The 18,597-nt window shown below is 76.4% G+C and carries 18 protein-coding genes; 15 read left to right on the top strand and 3 right to left on the bottom strand.

What is annotated here, in order from left to right:
* Positions 1–4 precede the first annotated feature (4 nt).
* From recG to smc, 11 genes are all read left to right on the top strand, one after another.
* Entirely contained in the window at positions 5–2,197 is a 2,193-nt protein-coding gene (recG, locus tag BLQ97_RS00405; RefSeq protein ID WP_091362386.1) for an ATP-dependent DNA helicase RecG, read from the top strand.
* Between the two features lie 79 nt (positions 2,198–2,276).
* Entirely contained in the window at positions 2,277–2,831 is a 555-nt protein-coding gene (gene rsmD / locus BLQ97_RS00400; protein ID WP_091362385.1) for a 16S rRNA (guanine(966)-N(2))-methyltransferase RsmD, read from the top strand.
* The gene (gene coaD, locus BLQ97_RS00395) at positions 2,828–3,307 is read left to right on the top strand and encodes a pantetheine-phosphate adenylyltransferase (protein WP_091362384.1); all 480 of its coding nucleotides are present in this window, start codon (positions 2,828–2,830) and stop codon (positions 3,305–3,307) included. Before rsmD ends, coaD begins: the two co-directional genes overlap by 4 nt.
* The gene (locus BLQ97_RS00390) at positions 3,304–3,993 is read left to right on the top strand and encodes an SPFH domain-containing protein (RefSeq protein WP_091362383.1); all 690 of its coding nucleotides are present in this window, start codon (positions 3,304–3,306) and stop codon (positions 3,991–3,993) included. Before coaD ends, BLQ97_RS00390 begins: the two co-directional genes overlap by 4 nt.
* A gap of 304 nt (positions 3,994–4,297) precedes the next feature.
* Positions 4,298–4,846 carry a YceD family protein gene (locus BLQ97_RS00385; protein WP_245691684.1) on the top strand — a complete coding sequence of 183 codons (549 nt, stop codon included), beginning with the start codon at positions 4,298–4,300 and terminating at the stop codon, positions 4,844–4,846.
* A 2-nt stretch (positions 4,847–4,848) separates the two neighbouring features.
* The gene (gene rpmF / locus BLQ97_RS00380; protein ID WP_075014296.1) at positions 4,849–5,028 is read left to right on the top strand and encodes a 50S ribosomal protein L32; all 180 of its coding nucleotides are present in this window, start codon (positions 4,849–4,851) and stop codon (positions 5,026–5,028) included.
* 11 nt (positions 5,029–5,039) lie between these two features.
* Positions 5,040–5,825, top strand: a complete 786-nt coding sequence (gene rnc, locus BLQ97_RS00375; protein ID WP_091362381.1) for a ribonuclease III — start codon at positions 5,040–5,042, stop codon at positions 5,823–5,825.
* A 3-nt stretch (positions 5,826–5,828) separates the two neighbouring features.
* Entirely contained in the window at positions 5,829–6,707 is an 879-nt protein-coding gene (gene mutM, locus BLQ97_RS00370; RefSeq protein ID WP_091362380.1) for a bifunctional DNA-formamidopyrimidine glycosylase/DNA-(apurinic or apyrimidinic site) lyase, read from the top strand.
* Complete coding sequence (locus BLQ97_RS00365; protein ID WP_091363743.1) at positions 6,704–6,979, top strand: acylphosphatase; 276 nt, start codon at positions 6,704–6,706, stop codon at positions 6,977–6,979. The genes mutM and BLQ97_RS00365 overlap by 4 nt, the downstream gene beginning before the upstream one ends.
* Before the next feature lie 149 nt (positions 6,980–7,128).
* Positions 7,129–7,320 (top strand): hypothetical protein, encoded by a 192-nt coding sequence (locus tag BLQ97_RS00360; protein ID WP_091108111.1) that lies wholly within the window; start codon positions 7,129–7,131, stop codon positions 7,318–7,320.
* Between the two features lie 30 nt (positions 7,321–7,350).
* A complete protein-coding gene (smc, locus tag BLQ97_RS00355) occupies positions 7,351–10,929 on the top strand; it encodes a chromosome segregation protein SMC (RefSeq protein ID WP_091362379.1) in 3,579 nt (1,192 codons plus the stop codon).
* A 30-nt stretch (positions 10,930–10,959) separates the two neighbouring features.
* Here the strand turns inward: smc and BLQ97_RS00350 are convergent, their stop codons facing one another.
* Positions 10,960–11,760 carry an endonuclease/exonuclease/phosphatase family protein gene (locus tag BLQ97_RS00350; RefSeq protein ID WP_091362378.1) on the bottom strand — a complete coding sequence of 267 codons (801 nt, stop codon included), beginning with the start codon at positions 11,758–11,760 and terminating at the stop codon, positions 10,960–10,962.
* A gap of 4 nt (positions 11,761–11,764) precedes the next feature.
* Positions 11,765–13,450, bottom strand: a complete 1,686-nt coding sequence (locus BLQ97_RS00345) for an alkaline phosphatase D family protein (RefSeq protein WP_091362377.1) — start codon at positions 13,448–13,450, stop codon at positions 11,765–11,767.
* A gap of 72 nt (positions 13,451–13,522) precedes the next feature.
* Here BLQ97_RS00345 and ftsY point away from each other — a divergent pair, with 72 nt between their 5' ends.
* Together ftsY and BLQ97_RS00335 are read left to right on the top strand one after the other, a co-directional pair.
* Positions 13,523–14,755 carry a signal recognition particle-docking protein FtsY gene (gene ftsY, locus BLQ97_RS00340; protein WP_091362376.1) on the top strand — a complete coding sequence of 411 codons (1,233 nt, stop codon included), beginning with the start codon at positions 13,523–13,525 and terminating at the stop codon, positions 14,753–14,755.
* On the top strand, positions 14,755–15,342 hold the full coding sequence (locus tag BLQ97_RS00335) for a hypothetical protein (RefSeq protein ID WP_091362375.1): 588 nt from the start codon (positions 14,755–14,757) through the stop codon (positions 15,340–15,342). Before ftsY ends, BLQ97_RS00335 begins: the two co-directional genes overlap by 1 nt.
* A 48-nt stretch (positions 15,343–15,390) precedes the next feature.
* Here the strand turns inward: BLQ97_RS00335 and nicT are convergent, their stop codons facing one another.
* Positions 15,391–16,512: a Nickel transporter NicT gene (gene nicT / locus BLQ97_RS00330; RefSeq protein ID WP_245691682.1), complete on the bottom strand. Its 1,122-nt coding sequence runs from the start codon at positions 16,510–16,512 to the stop codon at positions 15,391–15,393.
* 332 nt (positions 16,513–16,844) lie between these two features.
* Here nicT and BLQ97_RS00325 point away from each other — a divergent pair, with 332 nt between their 5' ends.
* Both BLQ97_RS00325 and BLQ97_RS00320 read left to right on the top strand, forming a co-directional pair.
* Positions 16,845–18,212, top strand: coding sequence for an ammonium transporter (locus BLQ97_RS00325; protein ID WP_091362374.1), 1,368 nt, complete (start codon positions 16,845–16,847; stop codon positions 18,210–18,212).
* A complete protein-coding gene (locus BLQ97_RS00320; protein ID WP_091108093.1) occupies positions 18,209–18,547 on the top strand; it encodes a P-II family nitrogen regulator in 339 nt (112 codons plus the stop codon). The genes BLQ97_RS00325 and BLQ97_RS00320 overlap by 4 nt, the downstream gene beginning before the upstream one ends.
* The last annotated feature ends 50 nt before the right edge of the window (positions 18,548–18,597 follow it).

The following is an 18,597-nucleotide window of genomic DNA, read 5'->3' as shown; positions in this document are numbered from 1 at the left end:
CCCCGTGGCGGTGACCCTCGAGACGCCGCTGTCCCGGGTGCTCGGCGCGAAGACGGCCAAGGCCATGGCCGAGTCGCTGGAGCTGCACACCGTCCGCGACCTGCTGCGCCACTACCCGCGCCGCTACGCCCGCCGCGGCGAGATGACCCGCCTCGACGACCTGCAGGTCGGCGACCGCGTCACCGTCCTGGCGCAGGTCCGCCGGGTCACCACCCGCAAGATGCGCAACCGCCCCGGCTCGCTCACCGAGGTCACCGTGGGCGACGGCGCCGGCGAGATGCAGCTGGTCTTCTTCAACCGGAAGCACGGCAACCTGCGCGAGGGCGCCTGGGGCCTGTTCGCGGGCACGGTCGGCGAGTACCGCCGCGCCAAGCAGTTCGCCCACCCCGACTTCCACCTCATCACCGGCGACGACGACGAGGACTGGGCGCGCGCGCTCATCCCGATCTACCCGGCCACCAAGGACGTCTCCAGCTGGGTCGTGCAGAAGTCGATCCGGCTGCTGCTCGACGCCTCCGGCGGCTTCGGCTTCGTCGAGGACCCGCTGCCGGAGGACCTGCGGGCCCGCCACGGGCTGCCCAGCCTCCCGGCCGCCCTGCTCGACGTGCACCGGCCGACCTCGCAGGACGACGTCGACCGCGCCGCGGAGCGGCTCAAGTGGGACGAGGCGCTCACCCTGCAGCTGGTGCTCGCCGCCCGCCGCCGCGCCGCCGCGCTGGAGCCGGGCACCGCCCGCCCGCGCCGCCCCGGCGGCCTGCTCGACGCCGTCGACGCCGCGCTGCCGTTCACCCTCACCGAGGGGCAGCGCGCGGTCGGCGAGGAGCTGGCCGCCGAGCTGTCCCGCGACTCCCCGATGCACCGGCTGCTGCAGGGCGAGGTCGGCTCGGGCAAGACCGTGGTCGCGCTGCGGGCCATGGCGCAGGTGGTCGACGCCGGCGGGCAGGCCGCGCTGCTGGCGCCCACCGAGGTCCTGGCCGCCCAGCACGCCCGCAGCATCGGCGCGATGCTCGGCCCGCTCGCCCGCGCCGGCGAGCTCGACGGCGACCCGGCGGGCACCCGGGTCGTGCTGCTCACCGGCTCGCTCAGGGCCGCCGCCCGCCGCGAGGCCCGCGCCGCCGTCGCCGACGGCAGCGCCGGCATCGTCGTCGGCACCCACGCGCTGCTGCAGGAGGGCGTCGACTTCGCCGATCTCGGCCTGGTCGTCGTCGACGAGCAGCACCGCTTCGGCGTCGAGCAGCGCGACGCGCTGCGCGCCAAGGGCGACCGGCCGCCGCACGTGCTGGTGATGACCGCCACGCCGATCCCTCGCACGGTGGCTATGACCGTCTACGGCGACCTGGAGACCTCGGTGCTGCGGCAGCTGCCCAGCGGCCGCGGCGGGGTGGCCAGCTCGGTCGTCCCGGCCAGCGACAAGCCGGCCTGGCTGGACCGCGCCTGGGAGCGGCTGCGCGAGGAGGTCGCCGCCGGCCGGCAGGCCTACGTCGTCTGCCCGCGCATCGGCGACGACGACACCGGCGACGCCGACACCGACGCCCCCGACGACGCCGACGGCGCGCCCGAGGAGGCCGCCGGCGGCGACCGGCGCCCGCCGCTGGCCGTGCTCGACGTCGCCGAGGCGCTCGACCAGGGCCCGCTGGCCGGGCTGCGTCTGGCGGTGCTGCACGGCCGGATGACGCCGGAGGCCAAGGAGGCGACCATGCGCGCCTTCGCCGCCCGCGAGGTCGACGTCCTGGTCGCCACCACCGTCGTCGAGGTCGGCGTCGACGTGCCCAACGCCACCGTCATGGTCGTGATGGACGCCGACCGGTTCGGCGTCAGCCAGCTGCACCAGCTGCGCGGCCGGGTCGCGCGGGGGAAGCACCAGGGGCTGTGCCTGCTGGTGACCGAGCTGCCGCTCACCACGGCCACCGGGGCGCGGCTGACCGCGGTCGCCTCCACCTCCGACGGCTTCGAGCTGGCCCGGGTGGACCTCGAGACGCGGCGGGAGGGCGACGTCCTCGGCGCCGCGCAGTCGGGCCGGCGCTCGAACGTCAAGCTGCTGTCGCTGCTCGAGGACGAGGAGCTCATCGCCGCCGCCCGGACCGAGGCCGCCGCGCTGCTGGCCACCGACCGCGGGCTGGCCGACCACCCCGGCCTGGCCGCCGAGGTGGCCGCGCTGGCCACCGACGAGCGCGCGACCTACCTCGAGAAGGCATGAGGGAGGACCCCCTGCCCCCCGCCACTCGCGAGCTCGCGGCGGGACCCCGCAGGGGGCCACGGACGTCCGGGACGGGACAGTGACCAGGTTGATCGCCGGCGCGGCCGGGGGACGCCGGCTCGCGGTGCCCCCCAGCGGCGTGCGGCCCACCGGCGACCGCGCTCGCGAGGCGCTGTTCAACAGCCTCGGCACGCTGCTCGACCTCGAGGGCGCCGCCGTGCTCGACCTGTACGCCGGCTCCGGCGCGCTCGGCCTCGAGGCGCTGTCCCGCGGCGCGGCGCAGGTGGTGCTGGTGGAGAACGGCCCGCGGGTGCTGCCGGTGCTGCGCGCCAACGTCGCCGCCGTGGGGCTGCCCGGGGCCCGGGTGGTGGCCGGCCCGGTGCGCGGCGTCCTCTCCGGCCGGCCGCCGGCCCGCTTCGACCTGGTGCTGGCCGACCCGCCGTACGCCACGCCCGCCGCCGACGTCGACGACGTGCTGAGGGCGCTGGTGGCGGGGCACTGGCTGGCCCCGGGCGCCGTGGTCGTGGTCGAGCGGCCGGCTCGGGAGGCGCCGGGGGAGTGGCCGACACCCCTCGAGCCGATCCGCGACCGCCGCTACGGCGAGGCGCTGCTCCGGTACGGTCGGCTCCCGTGAGGCGAGCGGTCTGTCCCGGGTCGTTCGACCCCGTCACCAACGGGCACGTCGACGTGATCACCCGGGCCGCCGCGCTCTACGACGAGCTGGTGGTGGCCGTGCTGGTCAACCCCGGCAAGGCCGGGCTGTTCACCGTCGAGGAGCGGATGGAGCTGCTGCGCGAGGCGGTGGCCGAGCTGCCCAACGTCGTCGTCGACAGCTTCACCGGCCTGCTGGTCGACTACTGCCGGGGCCACGACCTCCCGGTGGTGGTCAAGGGCCTGCGCGCCGTCTCCGACTTCGAGTACGAGCTGCAGATGGCGCAGATGAACCGCGAGCTGGCCGGCATCGAGACGCTGTTCGTGCCCACCGCCCCGCAGGTCGGCCACCTGTCCTCCAGCCTGGTCAAGCAGATCGCCACCTTCGGCGGTGACGTCTCCCGGCTGGTGCCCAGGGGCGTCCTCGACCGGCTGCTGGCCAAGCGGGACACCCCGTGACGGAGGTCGTCTACCGGCTCTACGAGGTCGTCGACGAGCTCAGCCGGGTCATCGAGAACGCCCGCAGCGTGCCCATGTCGGGCTCCTGCATGGTGCCCCGCGACCACCTGCTCGACCTGCTGGACGACCTGCGGGAGAACCTCCCCGACGAGGTGCACGCCGCCGGCGCGATCGTCGAGCAGCGCACCGAGATCCTCGAGCAGGCCCAGGCCGAGGCCGAGCAGCTCACCGGCCGCACCCGCGAGGAGGCCGACCGGCTCGTGGCCGCCGCCCGCCGGCAGCGCGAGGAGGTCCTCGGCACCGCCCGGCGGCAGCGCGACGAGGTCCTCGCCCAGGCCCAGGCCGAGGCCGACGACCTGCTGGCCCGGGCCGAGGCGGAGGCCGACCGGTTGCTGGCCGAGGCCCGCGCCCACCGCGAGGCGGTGCTCGCCGACGCCGAGGCGCAGCAGGCCGAGGTGCTCGCCGCCGCCGAGGCCGAGCACGAGCGGCTGGTGAGCGAGACCGAGGTCTACCGCGGCGCGGTCAGCCGCTCCGACGAGCTCGGCGCGCAGACCGTGGCCGAGGTGAACCGGATGCGCGCGGAGGTCGACGAGTACGTCGACACCCGGCTCGCCGACTTCGGCACCACCCTCGAGCGGATGCTGCGCTCGGTGGAGAAGGCCCGCTCCACGCTCCGCGACCCCTGACGGCGGGGGCCGCGCGATGATCAGGGAACCTGATCATCGAGTGTCCCACCCGACCGTGGGACGTCGGGTGGGACGCGCTGCGGTGCGGGAGGACGTCCCGGGTGCGGGGTCGCGCGGTGCCGGTCCCGGTCGGCCGGACGGCGTCCCCGGGGGATCGGGTAGTCTCGGTTGCTGGTCCACCGGTGACCTCCCCGGCCGGATCCCCTCCCACCTGCGACCCGCGAGTACCGACATGCCTGCCGCCCCGCACCGCCCAGGCGCCGCGTCCACCGACGCCCGGCGCCCCGCCGCCAACCCCTGGGCCGTGGAACTGCGCGAGCTCGGCCGCCGCGCGGGCTCCCTGCAGGAGCTCGACCGCACCCTCCCGGCACCCGCGGGCTGGCGGGTCGAGCTCATCGGCGTGCCCGACGGCGCCCCGGTGCACCTGCGGCTGCGCCTGGAGTCGGTGATGGAGGGCGTGCTGGTCTCCGGCGACGTCGAGGTCCCGGTGCAGGGCCAGTGCGCCCGGTGCCTGGACCCGGTCGAGGACACCCTCGAGCTCGACGTCCAGGAGCTCTTCGCCTACCCCGGCAGCACGACGGAGGCCACGAGCGAGGAGGACGAGGTCCGCCTCGTCGAGGGCGAGCGGATCGACCTCGAGCCGATGGTCCGCGACGCCGTCGTCCTCGCCCTCCCGCTCTCGCCCACCTGCACCGAGGACTGCGCGGGCCTGTGCTCGGGCTGCGGCCAGCGCCTCGACGACCTCCCGGCCGACCACTCCCACGAGCTGGTCGACCCCCGCTGGGCCGGCCTCGCCGGCCGTTTCACCACCGGAGCGGTCACCGACCGTCCGGACGACCCTGAGGAGAACTGACCGTGGCCGTCCCGAAGCGGAAGATGTCCCGCGCCAACACCCGTGCCCGCCGGTCGCAGTGGAAGGCGAGCGCCCCGACGCTCACCCCCTGCCCGAACCGGGCGTGCGGTCAGCTCAAGCCGCCGCACCAGGCCTGCCCGAACTGCGGCCAGCACGCCGGCCGCCAGGTCCTCTCGGTCTGACCCCGCCTCTCGTGGGCAGCGCCGCGCCCCGCACGACGGTCGTCCCCGACGGCGGTTCGCCGGCGGGGCAGGCGCACGCCGACCGCGCGGCCGCCTGGCTGCTCGACGCCCTCGGTGTCGAGCTGCCCGGCGGCCTGCTGGCGTTGGCGCTGACGCACCGCTCCTACGCCTACGAGCACGGCGGTCTGCCCACCAACGAGCGCCTGGAGTTCCTGGGCGACTCGGTGCTGGGCCTCGTCGTCACCGACGAGCTCTACCGCAGCCAGCCCGACCTGCCCGAGGGCCGGCTGGCCAAGCTGCGCGCCTCGGTGGTCAACATGACCTCACTGGCCGGTGTCGCCCGCCGGCTCGGCGCCGGCGGCCTCGGCCCGCACCTGCTGCTGGGTCGCGGCGAGGAGACCACCGGCGGCCGCGAGAAGGACTCCATCCTCGCCGACGCGCTCGAGGCGCTGATCGGCGCGCTGCACCTGGGCCTGGGGCTCGAGGTGACCAGCGGGCTGGTGCACCGCTTGTTCGACCCCCTGCTGGCCGACGCCGCCACCCGCGGGGCCGGCCTGGACTGGAAGACCAGCCTGCAGGAGCTCGGCGCCGCCCGCGGGCTGGGCGCCCCGGTGTACGCCGTGGCCGACGAGGGGCCGCCGCACGCGAAGGTGTTCACCGCAGCGGTGTCGCTGGCCGAGGTCGTCCGCGGCCGCGGCACGGGGCGCACCAAGAAGGCCGCCGAGCAGGAGGCCGCCGAGGCCGCCTGGCGTGCGCTGTCGACCGGGCGGGAGACCGCCGACGAGGCCGGGGCCTGAGCCGTGCCCGAGCTGCCCGAGGTCGAGGTGGTGCGGCGCGGCCTGGAGCGCTGGGTCGCCGGGCGCACCGTCGCCGCCGTGGAGGTGCGCCACCCCCGGGCCGTCCGCCGTCACCTCGAGGGCACCGAGCACTTCGTGGCCGCGCTGACCGGCCGCACCCTCAGCGCCGCCCACCGCCGCGGCAAGTACCTGTGGCTGCCGCTGGCCGAGCCCGACGGCGCCGCCTCGGGACGGGCGCTGGTGGCCCACCTCGGGATGAGCGGGCAGCTGCTGGTCGAGAAGCGCTCGCAGCCCGACGAGACGCACCTGCGCGCCCGGTTCACCTTCACCGACGGCGGCCGCGAGCTGCGCTTCGTCGACCAGCGCACGTTCGGCGGCCTGGCGGTGGAGGACGCCCCGGACGGTGACGGCGTCCCGCCGCGCGTGGCGCACATCGCCATCGACCCGCTCGACCCCTCCTTCGACGAGTCCGGCTTCAGCGCGGCGCTGCGCCGCCGGCGCACCGAGGTCAAGCGGGCGCTGCTGGACCAGACGCTCGTCGGCGGCGTCGGCAACATCTACGCCGACGAGGCGCTGTGGCGCGCCCGCCTGCACGGCGCCCGTCCCACCGACCGGCTCACCCGCACGCAGGTCACCGACCTGCTCGACGGCGTGCGCAGCGTGCTGGGCGAGGCGCTGGCGCAGGGCGGCACCTCCTTCGACTCGCTCTACGTCGACGTCAACGGGCAGAGCGGCTACTTCTCCCGGTTCCTGGCCGTCTACGGCCAGGTCGACCGTCCCTGCCCGCGCTGCGGGACCCCGATCGTGCGGGAGTCGTTCATGAACCGGTCGAGCTACAGCTGCCCGCAGTGCCAGCCGCGGCCGCGCGCGAGGCGGTCGTGAGCGCGGTGGTCCGCGTGCACGTGCTGGTCTCCGGGCACGTGCAGGGTGTCGGCTACCGGTGGTTCGTCCGCGGCCTGGCCGACGCCGCCGGCCTGGCGGGCTCGGCGCGCAACCTGCCCGACGGCCGGGTCGAGGTCGAGCTGGAGGGACCGGCCGACGACGTGCGCGCCGTCGTCGCCGCGCTGGAGGGCCCGCGCGCGCCCGGCGCGGTCACCGGCGTGACCCGCGAGGAGCGCCCGGTGCAGGGGGGACGCGGGTTCACGACGGGGTGACGAAGACGACACCCGCCCGACACGGGGGCACTCCGTCCCTGGCGTTGACCTGCGTGTCCGGGGCTGTCACCCTGGTGGCACCGAGCCCGCGCCGACCGACGTCCCGGGGCGCCGGGCACCCCCCACGAGCTGTGAGAGGCCGTTTCGCCATGGCCAAGGCCCTGTTCGGTTCCGTCGTGTCCGGTGCGGAGCTCCGCGTACTCGAGGAGAACGCGGTGCTGCGGGCCAAGGTGCGCCGCCTCGAGCAGGAGCTGACCGAGCTGCGGGCCCAGCGGGACGCCGCCATCGCGCACGAGCTGCTCAGCCTGGCCGGCGACAACGCCGAGCCCGCCCTCGCCTAGTACCTCGGCCCCCTCGCCGGGGTCCCGCGCGTGCACCTCTCCAGCCTGACGCTCAAGGGCTTCAAGTCCTTCGCGTCCCCGACGACGCTGCGCCTCGAGCCCGGCATCACCGCCGTCGTCGGCCCCAACGGCTCGGGCAAGTCCAACGTCGTCGACGCCATCGCCTGGGTCCTGGGCGAGCAGGGCGCCAAGAGCCTGCGCGGCGGCAAGATGGAGGACGTCATCTTCGCCGGTACGGCCGGCCGCCCGGCGCTCGGCCGGGCCGAGGTGACGCTGACCATCGACAACGCCGACGGCGCGCTGCCGATCGACTACACCGAGGTCTCGGTCACCCGCCGCATGTACCGCTCCGGGGAGAGCGAGTACGAGATCAACGGCGACAAGGTGCGGCTGCTCGACGTCCAGGAGCTGCTCAGCGACGCCGGCATCGGCCGCGAGATGCACGTCATCGTCGGCCAGGGCCAGCTCGACGCCGTCCTCTCCGGCCGCCCCGAGGACCGCCGCGCGTTCATCGAGGAGGCCGCCGGCGTCCTCAAGCACCGCAAGCGCAAGGAGAAGGCGCTCCGCAAGCTCGACGGGATGCAGGCCAACCTCGACCGGCTGGCCGACCTCACCGTGGAGCTGCGCCGCCAGCTCAAGCCGCTGGGCCGCCAGGCCGAGGTCGCGCGCCGCGCCGCCGGTGTGCAGGCCGACCTCCGCGACGCCCGGCTGCGGCTGCTCGCCGACGACCTCGTGGGCCTGCGGGAGGCGCTGGACCAGGACGTCGCCGACGAGGCCGCCGCCCGCGCCCGCCGCGCCGTCGTCGAGGCGGAGCTGGCCGGTGTCGCCCGCCGGCAGGCCGACCTCGAGACCGCCCTGGCCGCCGACGCCCCCCGGCTGGGCGCCGCGCAGGACACCTGGTACCGGCTCTCCGCGCTGACCGAGCGGTTCCGCGGCGTCGCCTCGCTGGCCGCCGAGCGGCACCGGCACCTGGCGGCTCCGGTGCCCGGTGCCGGTGGCGGCCGCGACCCCGAGCAGCTGGAGGCCGAGGCCGACCGCGTCGCGGCCACCGAGGCCGAGCTGGCCGAGGGGCTGGCCGCCGAGCGCGGCCGGCTGACCGCCGCCGTCGCCGCCCGCGCCGCCCTCGACGAGGCGCTGGCCGCCGAGGAGCGCGCCTGGGTCGCGGCCACCCGCGCCGTCGCCGACCGCCGCGAGGGCCTGGCCCGGCTGTCGGGCCAGGTGGCGGCCGGCCGCTCGCGCGCCGCCGCCGGGCAGGCCGAGGTCGAGCGGCTGGCGCAGTCGGCCGCCGAGGCCACGGCGCGTGCCGAGGCCGCGCAGGCCCGCCTCGACGAGCGCCGCGCCGGCGCGGGTGACGCCGAGGACGAGGACGCCGCGCTGGTCACCGCGCACGCCGATGCCGTCACCGCGCGCACCGCCGCCGCCCGCGCGGTCACCGAGCTGGCCGACGCCGAGCGCGCCGCCGAGCGCGACCGCGCGTCGTGGGCCGCCCGCCGCGACACCCTCGCCCAGGGCCTGGCTCCCGCCGACGGCGCCGCCGCGGTGCTGTCCGCCGGGGCGGCGGGCGCGCTGGCCGGCGTCCTCGGGCCGGTCGCCGAGCGGCTCACGGTCGCCCCCGGGGCCGAGGTGCCGATCGCGGCGGCCCTGGGCGGGCTGGCCGAGGCGCTGGCCGTCCGCGGGGTCACCGCCGCCGTCGACGCGCTGGCGCACCTGCGCGACGTCGGGGGCGGCCGGGCCGGGCTGCTGGTCACCGGCGGCCCGGAGCCCTCCCCGCGCGAGGGCGAGCCGGTGCTGCCCGAGGGGGCGCGCTGGGCGGCCGACCTGGTCGAGGCGCCCGCGGAGCTGCGGCCGGCCCTGGCGCGGGCCCTGGACCGCGTCGCCGTCGTCCCGACCCTCGGGGCGGCCGCCGCGCTGGTGACCGAGCACCCCACGGTCCGCGCGGTCACCGCCGACGGCGACGTCGTGGGCGCCGACCGCGCCTCCGGCGGGGCCGCGGAGGCGCCGTCGAACCTGGAGGTCCGCGCGCGGGTCGACGAGGCCGAGCGCGAGCACGCCGCCGCGGCCGTGCGGGCCGCGGACCTCGCCGACCGGCTGACCGCCGCGCGGGAGACCGCCCGCGCCCGCTCGGCCGACGTCGACGCCGCCCAGGCCGCCCGCCAGGCCGCCGACCGCAGCCGGTCGAAGCTCGTCGCCGAGCTCGCCGAGCTCGGTGCGGCGGCCCGCTCGGCCGCGGCCGAGGCCGAGCGCACCGCGGCCGCCCAGCGGCGCGCCGAGCGGGCGCTGGAGGAGTCGGCGGCGGGGCTGGCCGCGCTGGAGGCCCGGCTGGCCGAGGCGGAGGCGGCCCCGGCCGAGGAGGAGCCCTCGCCGGAGCAGCGCGACCGGTTGCGGCTGGAGGTGGCCGCCGCCCGCCAGGCCGAGACCGAGGCGCGGCTGGCCGTGCGCACCGCCGAGGAGCGCGCCCGCGCGCTGTCCGGGCGCGCGGAGGCGCTGCGCCGGCAGGCCCGTCAGGAACGGGCCGCCCGCGAGCGCGCCGCGGCCACCGCGCTGGCCCGCCGGCGCGGCGCCGAGGTCGCCGCACGGGTCCGCGCCGGCGCGGAGGGGGCGCTCACCGCGCTGGCCGCGTCGCTCACCCGCGCCGCCGCCGAGCGCGACGAGCTGGCCCGGCAGCGCAGCGCCCGCGAGGCCGAGCTGCTCGAGGTGCGCACCCGCGTCCGCGCGGCGACCGCGGAGCTCGAGCGGCTGACCGACGAGGTGCACCGCGACGAGGTGGCCCGCGCCGAGCAGCGGCTGCGCATCGAGGCGCTGGAGGAGCGGGCCGCCGAGGAGTTCGGCGTCGACCTGCCCACGCTGGTCGCCGAGTACGGCCCGGCCGCCCCGGTCCCGCCGACCCCGGCAGCGGTGGCCGCCGCCGAGGCCGCGGGGGAGCCCGAGCCCGCCCCGGCGCGGTACGAGCGCGCCGTGCAGGAGCGGCGGGCCGCGCAGGCCGAGCGCGACCTGACCACGCTGGGCAAGGTCAACCCGCTGGCGCTCGAGGAGTTCGCGGCGCTGGAGGAGCGGCACACCTTCCTCGCCACCCAGCTCGAGGACCTGCGGGCCACCCGGCGCGACCTGCTCACCGTCGTCCGCGAGGTCGACGGGCGCATCCACGACGTCTTCGCCGCCGCGTTCGCCGACGTGGCGCGGGAGTTCGAGGGCGTGTTCGCCACGCTCTTCCCGGGCGGGCAGGGGCGGCTGGTGCTGACCGACCCCGAGGACATGCTCACCACCGGCGTGGAGATCGAGGCGCGGCCACCGGGCAAGAAGGTCAAGCGGCTGTCGCTGCTGTCGGGCGGCGAGCGCTCGCTGACCGCCGTCGCCCTCCTGGTGGCGATCTTCCGCGCCCGGCCCTCGCCGTTCTACGTGCTCGACGAGGTCGAGGCCGCCCTCGACGACGTCAACCTCGGCCGGCTGCTCACGCTGGTCGGGCAGCTGCGCGCGACCTCGCAGCTGATCGTCATCACCCACCAGAAGCGGACGATGGAGATCGCCGACGCGCTCTACGGGGTGAGCATGCGCGGCGACGGCATCACCGGCGTCATCAGCCAGCGCCTGCGCGAGCCCGAACCCGCGTGAGGCGGTGCACGTCCGCGGACGTGCACGCGCTCACACGCCGGAGGGGACGAGCAGGTCGACGGCGAGGGGCAGGTGGTCGGAGGCGCCGCCGCCGTCGAGGACCCGGGCGCCGGCCACCTCGATGCCCGGCGTCACCCACACCTGGTCGATGCGCACGTGCGGCGAGCGGGCGGGGTGGGTGAGCCCCTCCTGGCGCTGCCAGAACCGCCAGCGGGCCTGGTCGTCGCGCTCGGTGGCCAGCGTCCACGCGTCGGCGAAGGACTCCCGCAGCGGGGCCAGCTCCGGGGCGTCGGGACCGGCGTTGAAGTCGCCCACGACCACGCCGGTGGCCATCGGCTCGGTGTGCAGGTCCCGCAGCAGCGCCGCCTGCGCCGTCCGCTCGGCCGCCGACCGGGTGGACAGGTGGGTGGTGGTGACCCACAGCGCGCCGCCGTCGAGCTCGACGAGGGTGCGCAGCGCACTGCGCGGCTCGCCGCCGCCCGGCAGCGGGTGCACGTCGCTGACCAGGATCGGCAGCCGCGAGAGCAGCGCGTTGCCGTACTGGCGGCGCGGCGACCCGGCGCGGCCGGGCTCGTCGATGGCCGGCCCCCACGCCAGCTGCATGTCCAGCGCCCGCGACAGCAGCACCGCCTGGTCGACGTCCTCGCTGCGCTCGCCGAAGTGGCTGTCGACCTCCTGCAGGCAGATCACGTCCGCCTCGGCGGCGGCCAGCACCGTGGCCAGCCGCGGCAGGTCGTGCCGGCGGTCGTCGCCCACGCCGTGGTGGGTGTTGAAGGTGACCAGGCGGACCGGGATCGGCGGCTGGTCGGGACCGGGCGCTGGTCGGGTCACCCCGTCACCCTGTCACCTCCGCCGCGACCGGGTCGGCCAGCGGGAGGTCGAGCACCGTGCGCAGGTCGTCCCGGGCGTCGGGGTCGGTGCCGGTGACGTGCAGCACGAAGCGCGCCTGCCGGCCCTCGAGCACCAGCTCCCCGACCTGGTTGCCGAAGTAGGGCCCGGCCGCCTTGGCCCACTCCACCGACGGCGGCCGCACCCGCGCGGTCCGCGCGATCGCGCCGGTCAGCCGCCGGGCCCAGCGGCTCCAGCCGATGCGGAAGCCCACCTGGATGGGGTGCGGCGCCTGGTTGTGCAGCGGGGAGACCGTCAGCTGGTGCACCCGGGTGGTCAGGTCGCCGGGGGAGACCACCTCGGCGGCGTAGGCGTGGTGGACGTCGCCGGAGAGCACCAGCGCCGTCGACGGCGGGCGGCCGTGCTCCCCGCGGGCCACCGCGAGCAGGGCGGCGGCGAGCCGGTCGAAGGAGTGCCCGAACGCGGCCCAGTGCTCGAGGTCGGCGGCCTGCCGCAGCGCCTCGGCCAGCCGGCCCAGCGGCCGGCCGTGGTGGCGCACCGCCAGCGCCTCGTCCCACCGCTCGATGGAGTCGATGGCGTGCGGCAGCAGCCAGGGCAGCGACGTGCCGACCAGGAGGTGCTCGACGCCGTCCTCGACCGCCCGGCGCATCGCCGCCTCCACCCAGGCGAACTCCTCGTCGTCGACCATCCGGCGGTCGTGCTCGTCGAGCACCCGCCCCGCGCGGCTGTCGACCACCAGCAGCCGGGCGTCGCCCCAGTGCCGCACGTAGCTCCAGCGCACCGAGCGGGGGTCGCGGTCGGCGGTGAGCGCCATCTCCCGCAGCACCGGCTCGGCGTCGGCGTCGGCGGGCAGCGCCTGCACGGCCTGCCAGGTCGCGTTCTCCGCCAGCTCCTGGGGGCTGAGGTTGCCCAGGTGCTGGTAGACCCAGTAGCTCACCAGCCCGCCGGAGATGCGCGCCTCCCACCAGTCGGAGGCGCCGACCCGCGCGCGCCAGGCGGCGGAGGTGTTCCAGTCGTCGATCATCTCGTGGTCGTCGAACACCATCGACGACGGGATCGTCGACAGCAGCCAGCGCACCTGCGGGTCGCTCCACGACTCGGAGTACAGGCGCGTGTACTCCTCCAGGTCGCGCACCTGGCCGTCCTCCGGCACCGGCTCGCCGCGGCGGCGGGAGAGCCAGTCGCGGGTCGCCGTCGTCAGCTCGTCGGCGTACACCTGGTCGCCGAGCAGCACCAGCGCGTCGGGCCACTCCTCCTCGGGCAGCGCGGCCACCCGCACGGAGTAGGCGTCCAGCGCGTCGGGCGGGATGCCGTCGGCGAGGTCGACGGTGGTGGGCGCGGCGTACCGGCAGGAGCCGAACGCCAGCCGGAACGGGCCGGGCCGGCCGGGGGTGCGGATCCGGCTCGGCGGGAACGGCGCGGACGCCTCCGGCCACACCCGGGTGCCGTCGAGGTGCACCTCGTAGGGCGTGGTGCTGCCGGGCTCGAGCCCGTCGACGAGGACGAGGGCGTACCAGTGCCCGCCGACGCGGAAGGTGCGGGCGCGGCGGCCGAGGACCTCGACGTCGCACGCGCGGTCGGTCTCGACCCACACGGTCGCCGACACCGGGTCGACGTGGCGCAGCAGCGGGCCGAGCAGCAGGACGGGGGTGTCTGACCCGGGCAGCGACATGCTCCCCAGCCTGTCCCACGCACCTGGGTTCCGCCCAGGGCCGGTGGTGTGCGGGCTGGGAGACTGGGCGGCATGGAGTTCGTGCTGATCGCGATCGCGATCCTCCTCGTGGCCCTGGTCGCCGGGGTCGGCCTGCTCGTCGGCCGCGGCCGTCGCACCACCCGGCTGGACGACGACGCCGCCTCCGGCACGACGCTCACCCGGCCGCGGCCGCCCGCGGCGCCGCCCACGGTCGAGCAGCCCCCGCCCGCGGGCGCCACCGCCTCGGGTCGGGGTCTGGCCCCCGCCGAGCCCGACGCCGTCACCCCCGAGGCGCCGCCGGAGGTCGAGCTCCCGCCCGCCGTCCCCGAGCCGGACCTGGTATTCGAGACCCCGCCGCCCTCGGCCGGCCGGCTGGTGCGGCTGCGGTCCCGGCTGGCCCGCTCGCAGTCCTCGCTGGGCCGCGGCCTGCTCACCGTGCTGGCCCGCGAGCGGCTCACCGAGGACGACTGGGAGGAGGTCGAGGAGACCCTCCTGGCCGCCGACGTCGGCGTCGCGGCCACCACCCAGATCGTCGACCGGCTGCGCACCCAGGCGATGGTCCTGGCCACCGCCTCGCCCGCGGACCTGCGCGCGCTGCTGGTCCGCGAGCTGACCGCCGTCCTCGGCCCCGACCTCGACCGCACCCTGGGCACCGACCGCCGCGACGGCCGGCCCGGCGTCGTCCTCGTCGTCGGCGTCAACGGCGCGGGCAAGACGACGACGGTCGGCAAGATCGCCCGCGTCCTCGTCGGCGACGGCAGGAGCGTCGTCCTCGGCGCCGCCGACACCTTCCGCGCCGCGGCCGCCGACCAGCTCGAGACCTGGGGCGAGCGGGTGGGCGTGCTCACCGTCCGCGGCCGGGAGGGCGCCGACCCCGCGTCGGTCGCGTTCGAGGCGGTGCGCACCGGCGTGGAGGCCGAGGTGGACACCGTCGTCGTCGACACCGCCGGGCGGCTGCACACCAAGTCGGGCCTGATGGACGAACTGGGCAAGATCAAGCGGGTCGTGGAGAAGCAGAGCCCGGTCACCGAGACGCTGCTCGTCCTCGACGCCACCACCGGCCAGAACGGCATCGTGCAGGCGCGGGTGTTCACCGCCGCTGTCGACGTCACCGGCGTCGTGCTCACCAAGCTCGACGGCACCGCCCGGGGCGGCATCGTCGTCTCGGTGCAGCGCGAGCTCGGCATCCCGGTCAAGCTGATCGGCCTGGGGGAGGGCGCCGACGACCTCGCGCCCTTCGAGCCGGAGGTCTTCGCCGAGGGCCTCGTCGGCGGCGCCGACTGATGGCCGGTCCCCGGTCGGGGCCGGCGGGCACGTGGGACCGGATCGCCGGTCCCGACGCGGGCACCGGCGAGAACGCCGGCAGCCTGGGGCTCGGGCTCGCCGGTGCCCTGCTGGCGCCCGGCCTCGCACGCGGGCACGGCCGCCGGGCCGCGCCGGTGCTGCGGCTGCTCGCGCTGGACCTGTGGGGCGGGGCGTGGTGCAACAACACCCCCTCGGCGGCGCGCTGGTACCACCGCCCGGGACAGGGGGCGCGGCAGCACCTCGCCTTCGCGGCCGGCCACGTGCACCCGGCCGTGCTCGCCTGGGTGGACGCGGGCGGTCCGGGGGACCGGAGGGCGCGGCTGCGGTGGGCCGCGGCTCTGTACGCCTACCTGCTCGCGGCCACCGCGCTGCTCACCGCCACCCGGGCCCGCCGCACCCGCCGGGTGCTGGGGCTGGCCACCACGGCTGGCGGGGTCCTGCTCGACCGGGCGCTGACCCCGTCGGCCGCCGCGCCGTGGTTCGCGCCGGTCTTCTTCGCCAAGCTGCTGGCCGGTCACGCAGCGGGTGCCGCGCTGCTGCCGGCCGACCCGCTCGCCGCGGACTGACGGCGGGGACCCGCGGGCGCCGTGCCCGCGGGTCCCCTGCACCGCGCGTCAGGAGACGTCGGCCGCCCAGCGCTGCTCGATGCGGCCGAACCGCCACACCGCGACGGCCACCGCCCACGTGACCACGAACAGCCCGACGATCGCGAAGCCGACGTACTCGAGGTCCAGCGAGGCCAGCCACACCAGCGGCGCGGCCTCCAGCTGCAGCCGCTCGACGAGCAGCCCGACGAGCACCAGCGTGCCGATGACCAGCGCGACGGTCACCGACAGCACGGTGATCGTCAGGTTGTAGAAGACCTTGCGCACCGGCTTGAGGAACGCCCAGCCGTAGGCACGGGTCATGAGCACGCCGTCGGCGGCGTCGAACAGGCTCATCCCGGCGGCGAAGAGCACCGGCAGCACGAGGATCGCGTACCAGGGCAGCACGAACGCCGCGGATCCGGCCGCGAGCACGAGCAGCGCCACCTGGGTGGCGGTGTCGAAGCCCAGGCCCATGAGCAGGCCGACCGGGTAGAGGTGCCAGGGCCGGCTCACCCGGCGGGTCACCCGGCCGAGCAGCCGGGCCAGGAACCCGCGGTTGTGCAGGTGGTGCTCGAGCTCGGCCTCGTCGTACTCACCCGAGCGCATCCGCCGGAAGACGCGGGCGATGCCCACCGCCGAGCCGAGGTTCATCAGCCCGATGAGCAGCAGGAAGGTGCCCGCCACCAGGGTGCCGACGAGGCCCAGGGCCTGGCCGACGGAGTTGTCGTCGGACTGCACGACGCCGGCGACCGACCGCACCCCGGCCACCAGCAGCAGGCTGGCGGCGAACACGACCGACGAGTGGCCGAGGGAGAACCAGAAGCCGGTGCTCACCGACGGCGTGCCCTCGTCGACCAGCTTGCGGGTGGTGTTGTCGATCGAGGCGATGTGGTCGGCGTCGAAGGCGTGCCGGACGCCGAGCATGTAGGCGGTCAGCCCGACGCCGACCCCGAGCACCCCGGTGCTGCCGAGCTGGTACTCCGCCGGCGCGACGGCGAACACCAGCACGCCCCACCCGACGACGTGCAGCAGCAGCACGAACGCGGCCATGCCGGCGATCGAGCGCCACTCCCGGGGGCTGAACGAGCCGCCCGCACGGGCCCGGCGCGCCGGGAGACCGAGCCGGGCGGACACGGCGGGGACGCTCACGCTGCCTCCAGGGACGTCGGGAGAGGGACGCGGCGACCTTATTGCACACGAGTTGCAACTGCACAGCTGTCGCATCGGGCAGGGGGACCCTGGCCGGAGGGCGGGGCGCAACACGGCCGACACACGCCGCGCGGACACGCGGCGCGGAGTTCACCGACCGGAAACGGGCGGACGACGTCACCGGAAACACCGCCCCGGCACGGTGAACGCCGCGTCGCCCACCCCGCCGGCCACCGGTGGCCAGGGGCGGGCGCAGCCGACCCACCCCGGGTCCTCCCCGCGTCCCGGGTCCGTCCTGTGGCCCCGCCACACCACACCGTCAGGAGGTTGCCGTGGACACCGGTGACACCGCCTGGGTCCTGGTCAGCGCCGCGCTGGTGCTGTTCATGACCCCCGGTCTGGCGCTCTTCTACGGCGGCATGGTCCGCGCGAAGAGCGTGCTGAACATGATGATGATGAGCTTCGGGGCGCTCGCGCTGATCAGCGTGCTCTGGGTGCTCTACGGGTACTCGACGGCCTTTGGCGACGACGTCGGCGGCGGCCTGCTGGGCAACCCGTTCGAGTTCTTCGGGCTGTCCTCGCTCATCGGCACCGCGGGCCTGGAGGGTGCCTTCGCGCCGGAGAACCTGGTCTTCACCGTCCCGTCGCTGGCCTTCGTCGCCTTCCAGGGCGTCTTCGCCATCCTCACCGTCGCGCTGATCTCCGGCGCCGTCGCCGACCGCGCCCGCTTCGGCCCGTGGATGGTCTTCGCCGGCGTCTGGGCCACGCTGGTGTACTTCCCGGTCGCGCACTGGGTCTTCGCCTTCGACGGCGCGGAGTCCGAGACCGGCGGCTGGATCGCCAACAGCCTGCTCGCGATCGACTTCGCCGGCGGCACCGCGGTGCACGTCAACGCCGGCGCCGCGGGCCTGGCGCTCGCGCTGGTGCTCGGCAAGCGGCGCGGCTTCGGCCGCGACCCGATGCGGCCGCACAACCTGCCGCTGGTCATGATCGGCGCCGGGATCCTGTGGTTCGGCTGGATCGGCTTCAACTCCGGCTCGGCGCTGGCCGCCAACGGGCAGGCCGCCGAGGTGTTCGTCACCACGCTCGCCGCCACCGGCGCGGCCACCCTCGGCTGGCTGGCCACCGAGAAGGTCCGCGACGGCCACGCCACCTCGCTGGGCGCGGCGTCCGGCGTGGTCGCCGGCCTGGTGGCCATCACCCCCGCCTGCTCCGCGGTCACGCCGCTGGGCGCGATCGCCGTCGGGCTGGTCGCCGGCGTCGTCTGCGCGCTGGCCGTCGGCCTGAAGTACCGGTTCGGCTACGACGACTCGCTCGACGTCGTCGGCGTCCACCTCGTCGGCGGCCTGTGGGGCACCCTCGCCGTCGGCCTGTTCGCCTCCGGCGCCACCACCGCCGGCGTCGACGGGCTGTTCTACGGCGGCGGCGTCGACCAGCTGTGGCGGCAGGCGCTGGGCGCCCTCGCCGTGCTGGTGTACTCGTTCGTCCTCACCCTCGTCATCGGCGGCGTCATCGCCCGGGTCATGCGCTTCCGCATCACCGAGGAGGACGAGGTCGCCGGCATCGACGGCGTCGTCCACGCCGAGACCGGGTACGACCTCGCCTCGCTCGGTGGCGGTGGCGGCTCGGCCCTCGCGGCCGGCGGCCAGACCCGCGCCGAGGCCCGGGGCACGAACCTCACGGAAGGGAGCCGGGCGTGAAGCTCGTCACCGCGATCGTCAAGCCGTTCAAGCTCGACGACGTCAAGAACGCCCTCGAGCTGATCGGGATCACGGGGCTGACGGTCAGCGAGGTCCAGGGCTTCGGCCGCCAGCGGGGCCACACCGAGGTCTACCGCGGGGCGGAGTACCAGGTGGACTTCGTGCCCAAGGTCCGCATCGAGGTGGTCGTCGGGGAGATCGACGCCGCCCGGGTGGTGGACGCCGTCGTCGAGTCGGCCTCCACCGGCCAGATCGGCGACGGGAAGGTCTGGGTCACCACGATCGACGAGATCGTGCGGGTGCGGACCGGCGAGCGCGGCGAGGACGCGCTCTAGGCGGGTCGCCGACCCGCGCACGACGGCCGGGGTGGTGGGAGACGCCACCG

The sequence above is a fragment of the Geodermatophilus telluris genome, from assembly GCF_900102745.1.
Lineage (GTDB): Bacteria > Actinomycetota > Actinomycetes > Mycobacteriales > Geodermatophilaceae > Geodermatophilus > Geodermatophilus telluris.
The sequence above is the reverse complement of the archived record's forward strand: the minus strand, read 5'-3'. Positions and strand labels throughout refer to the sequence as shown.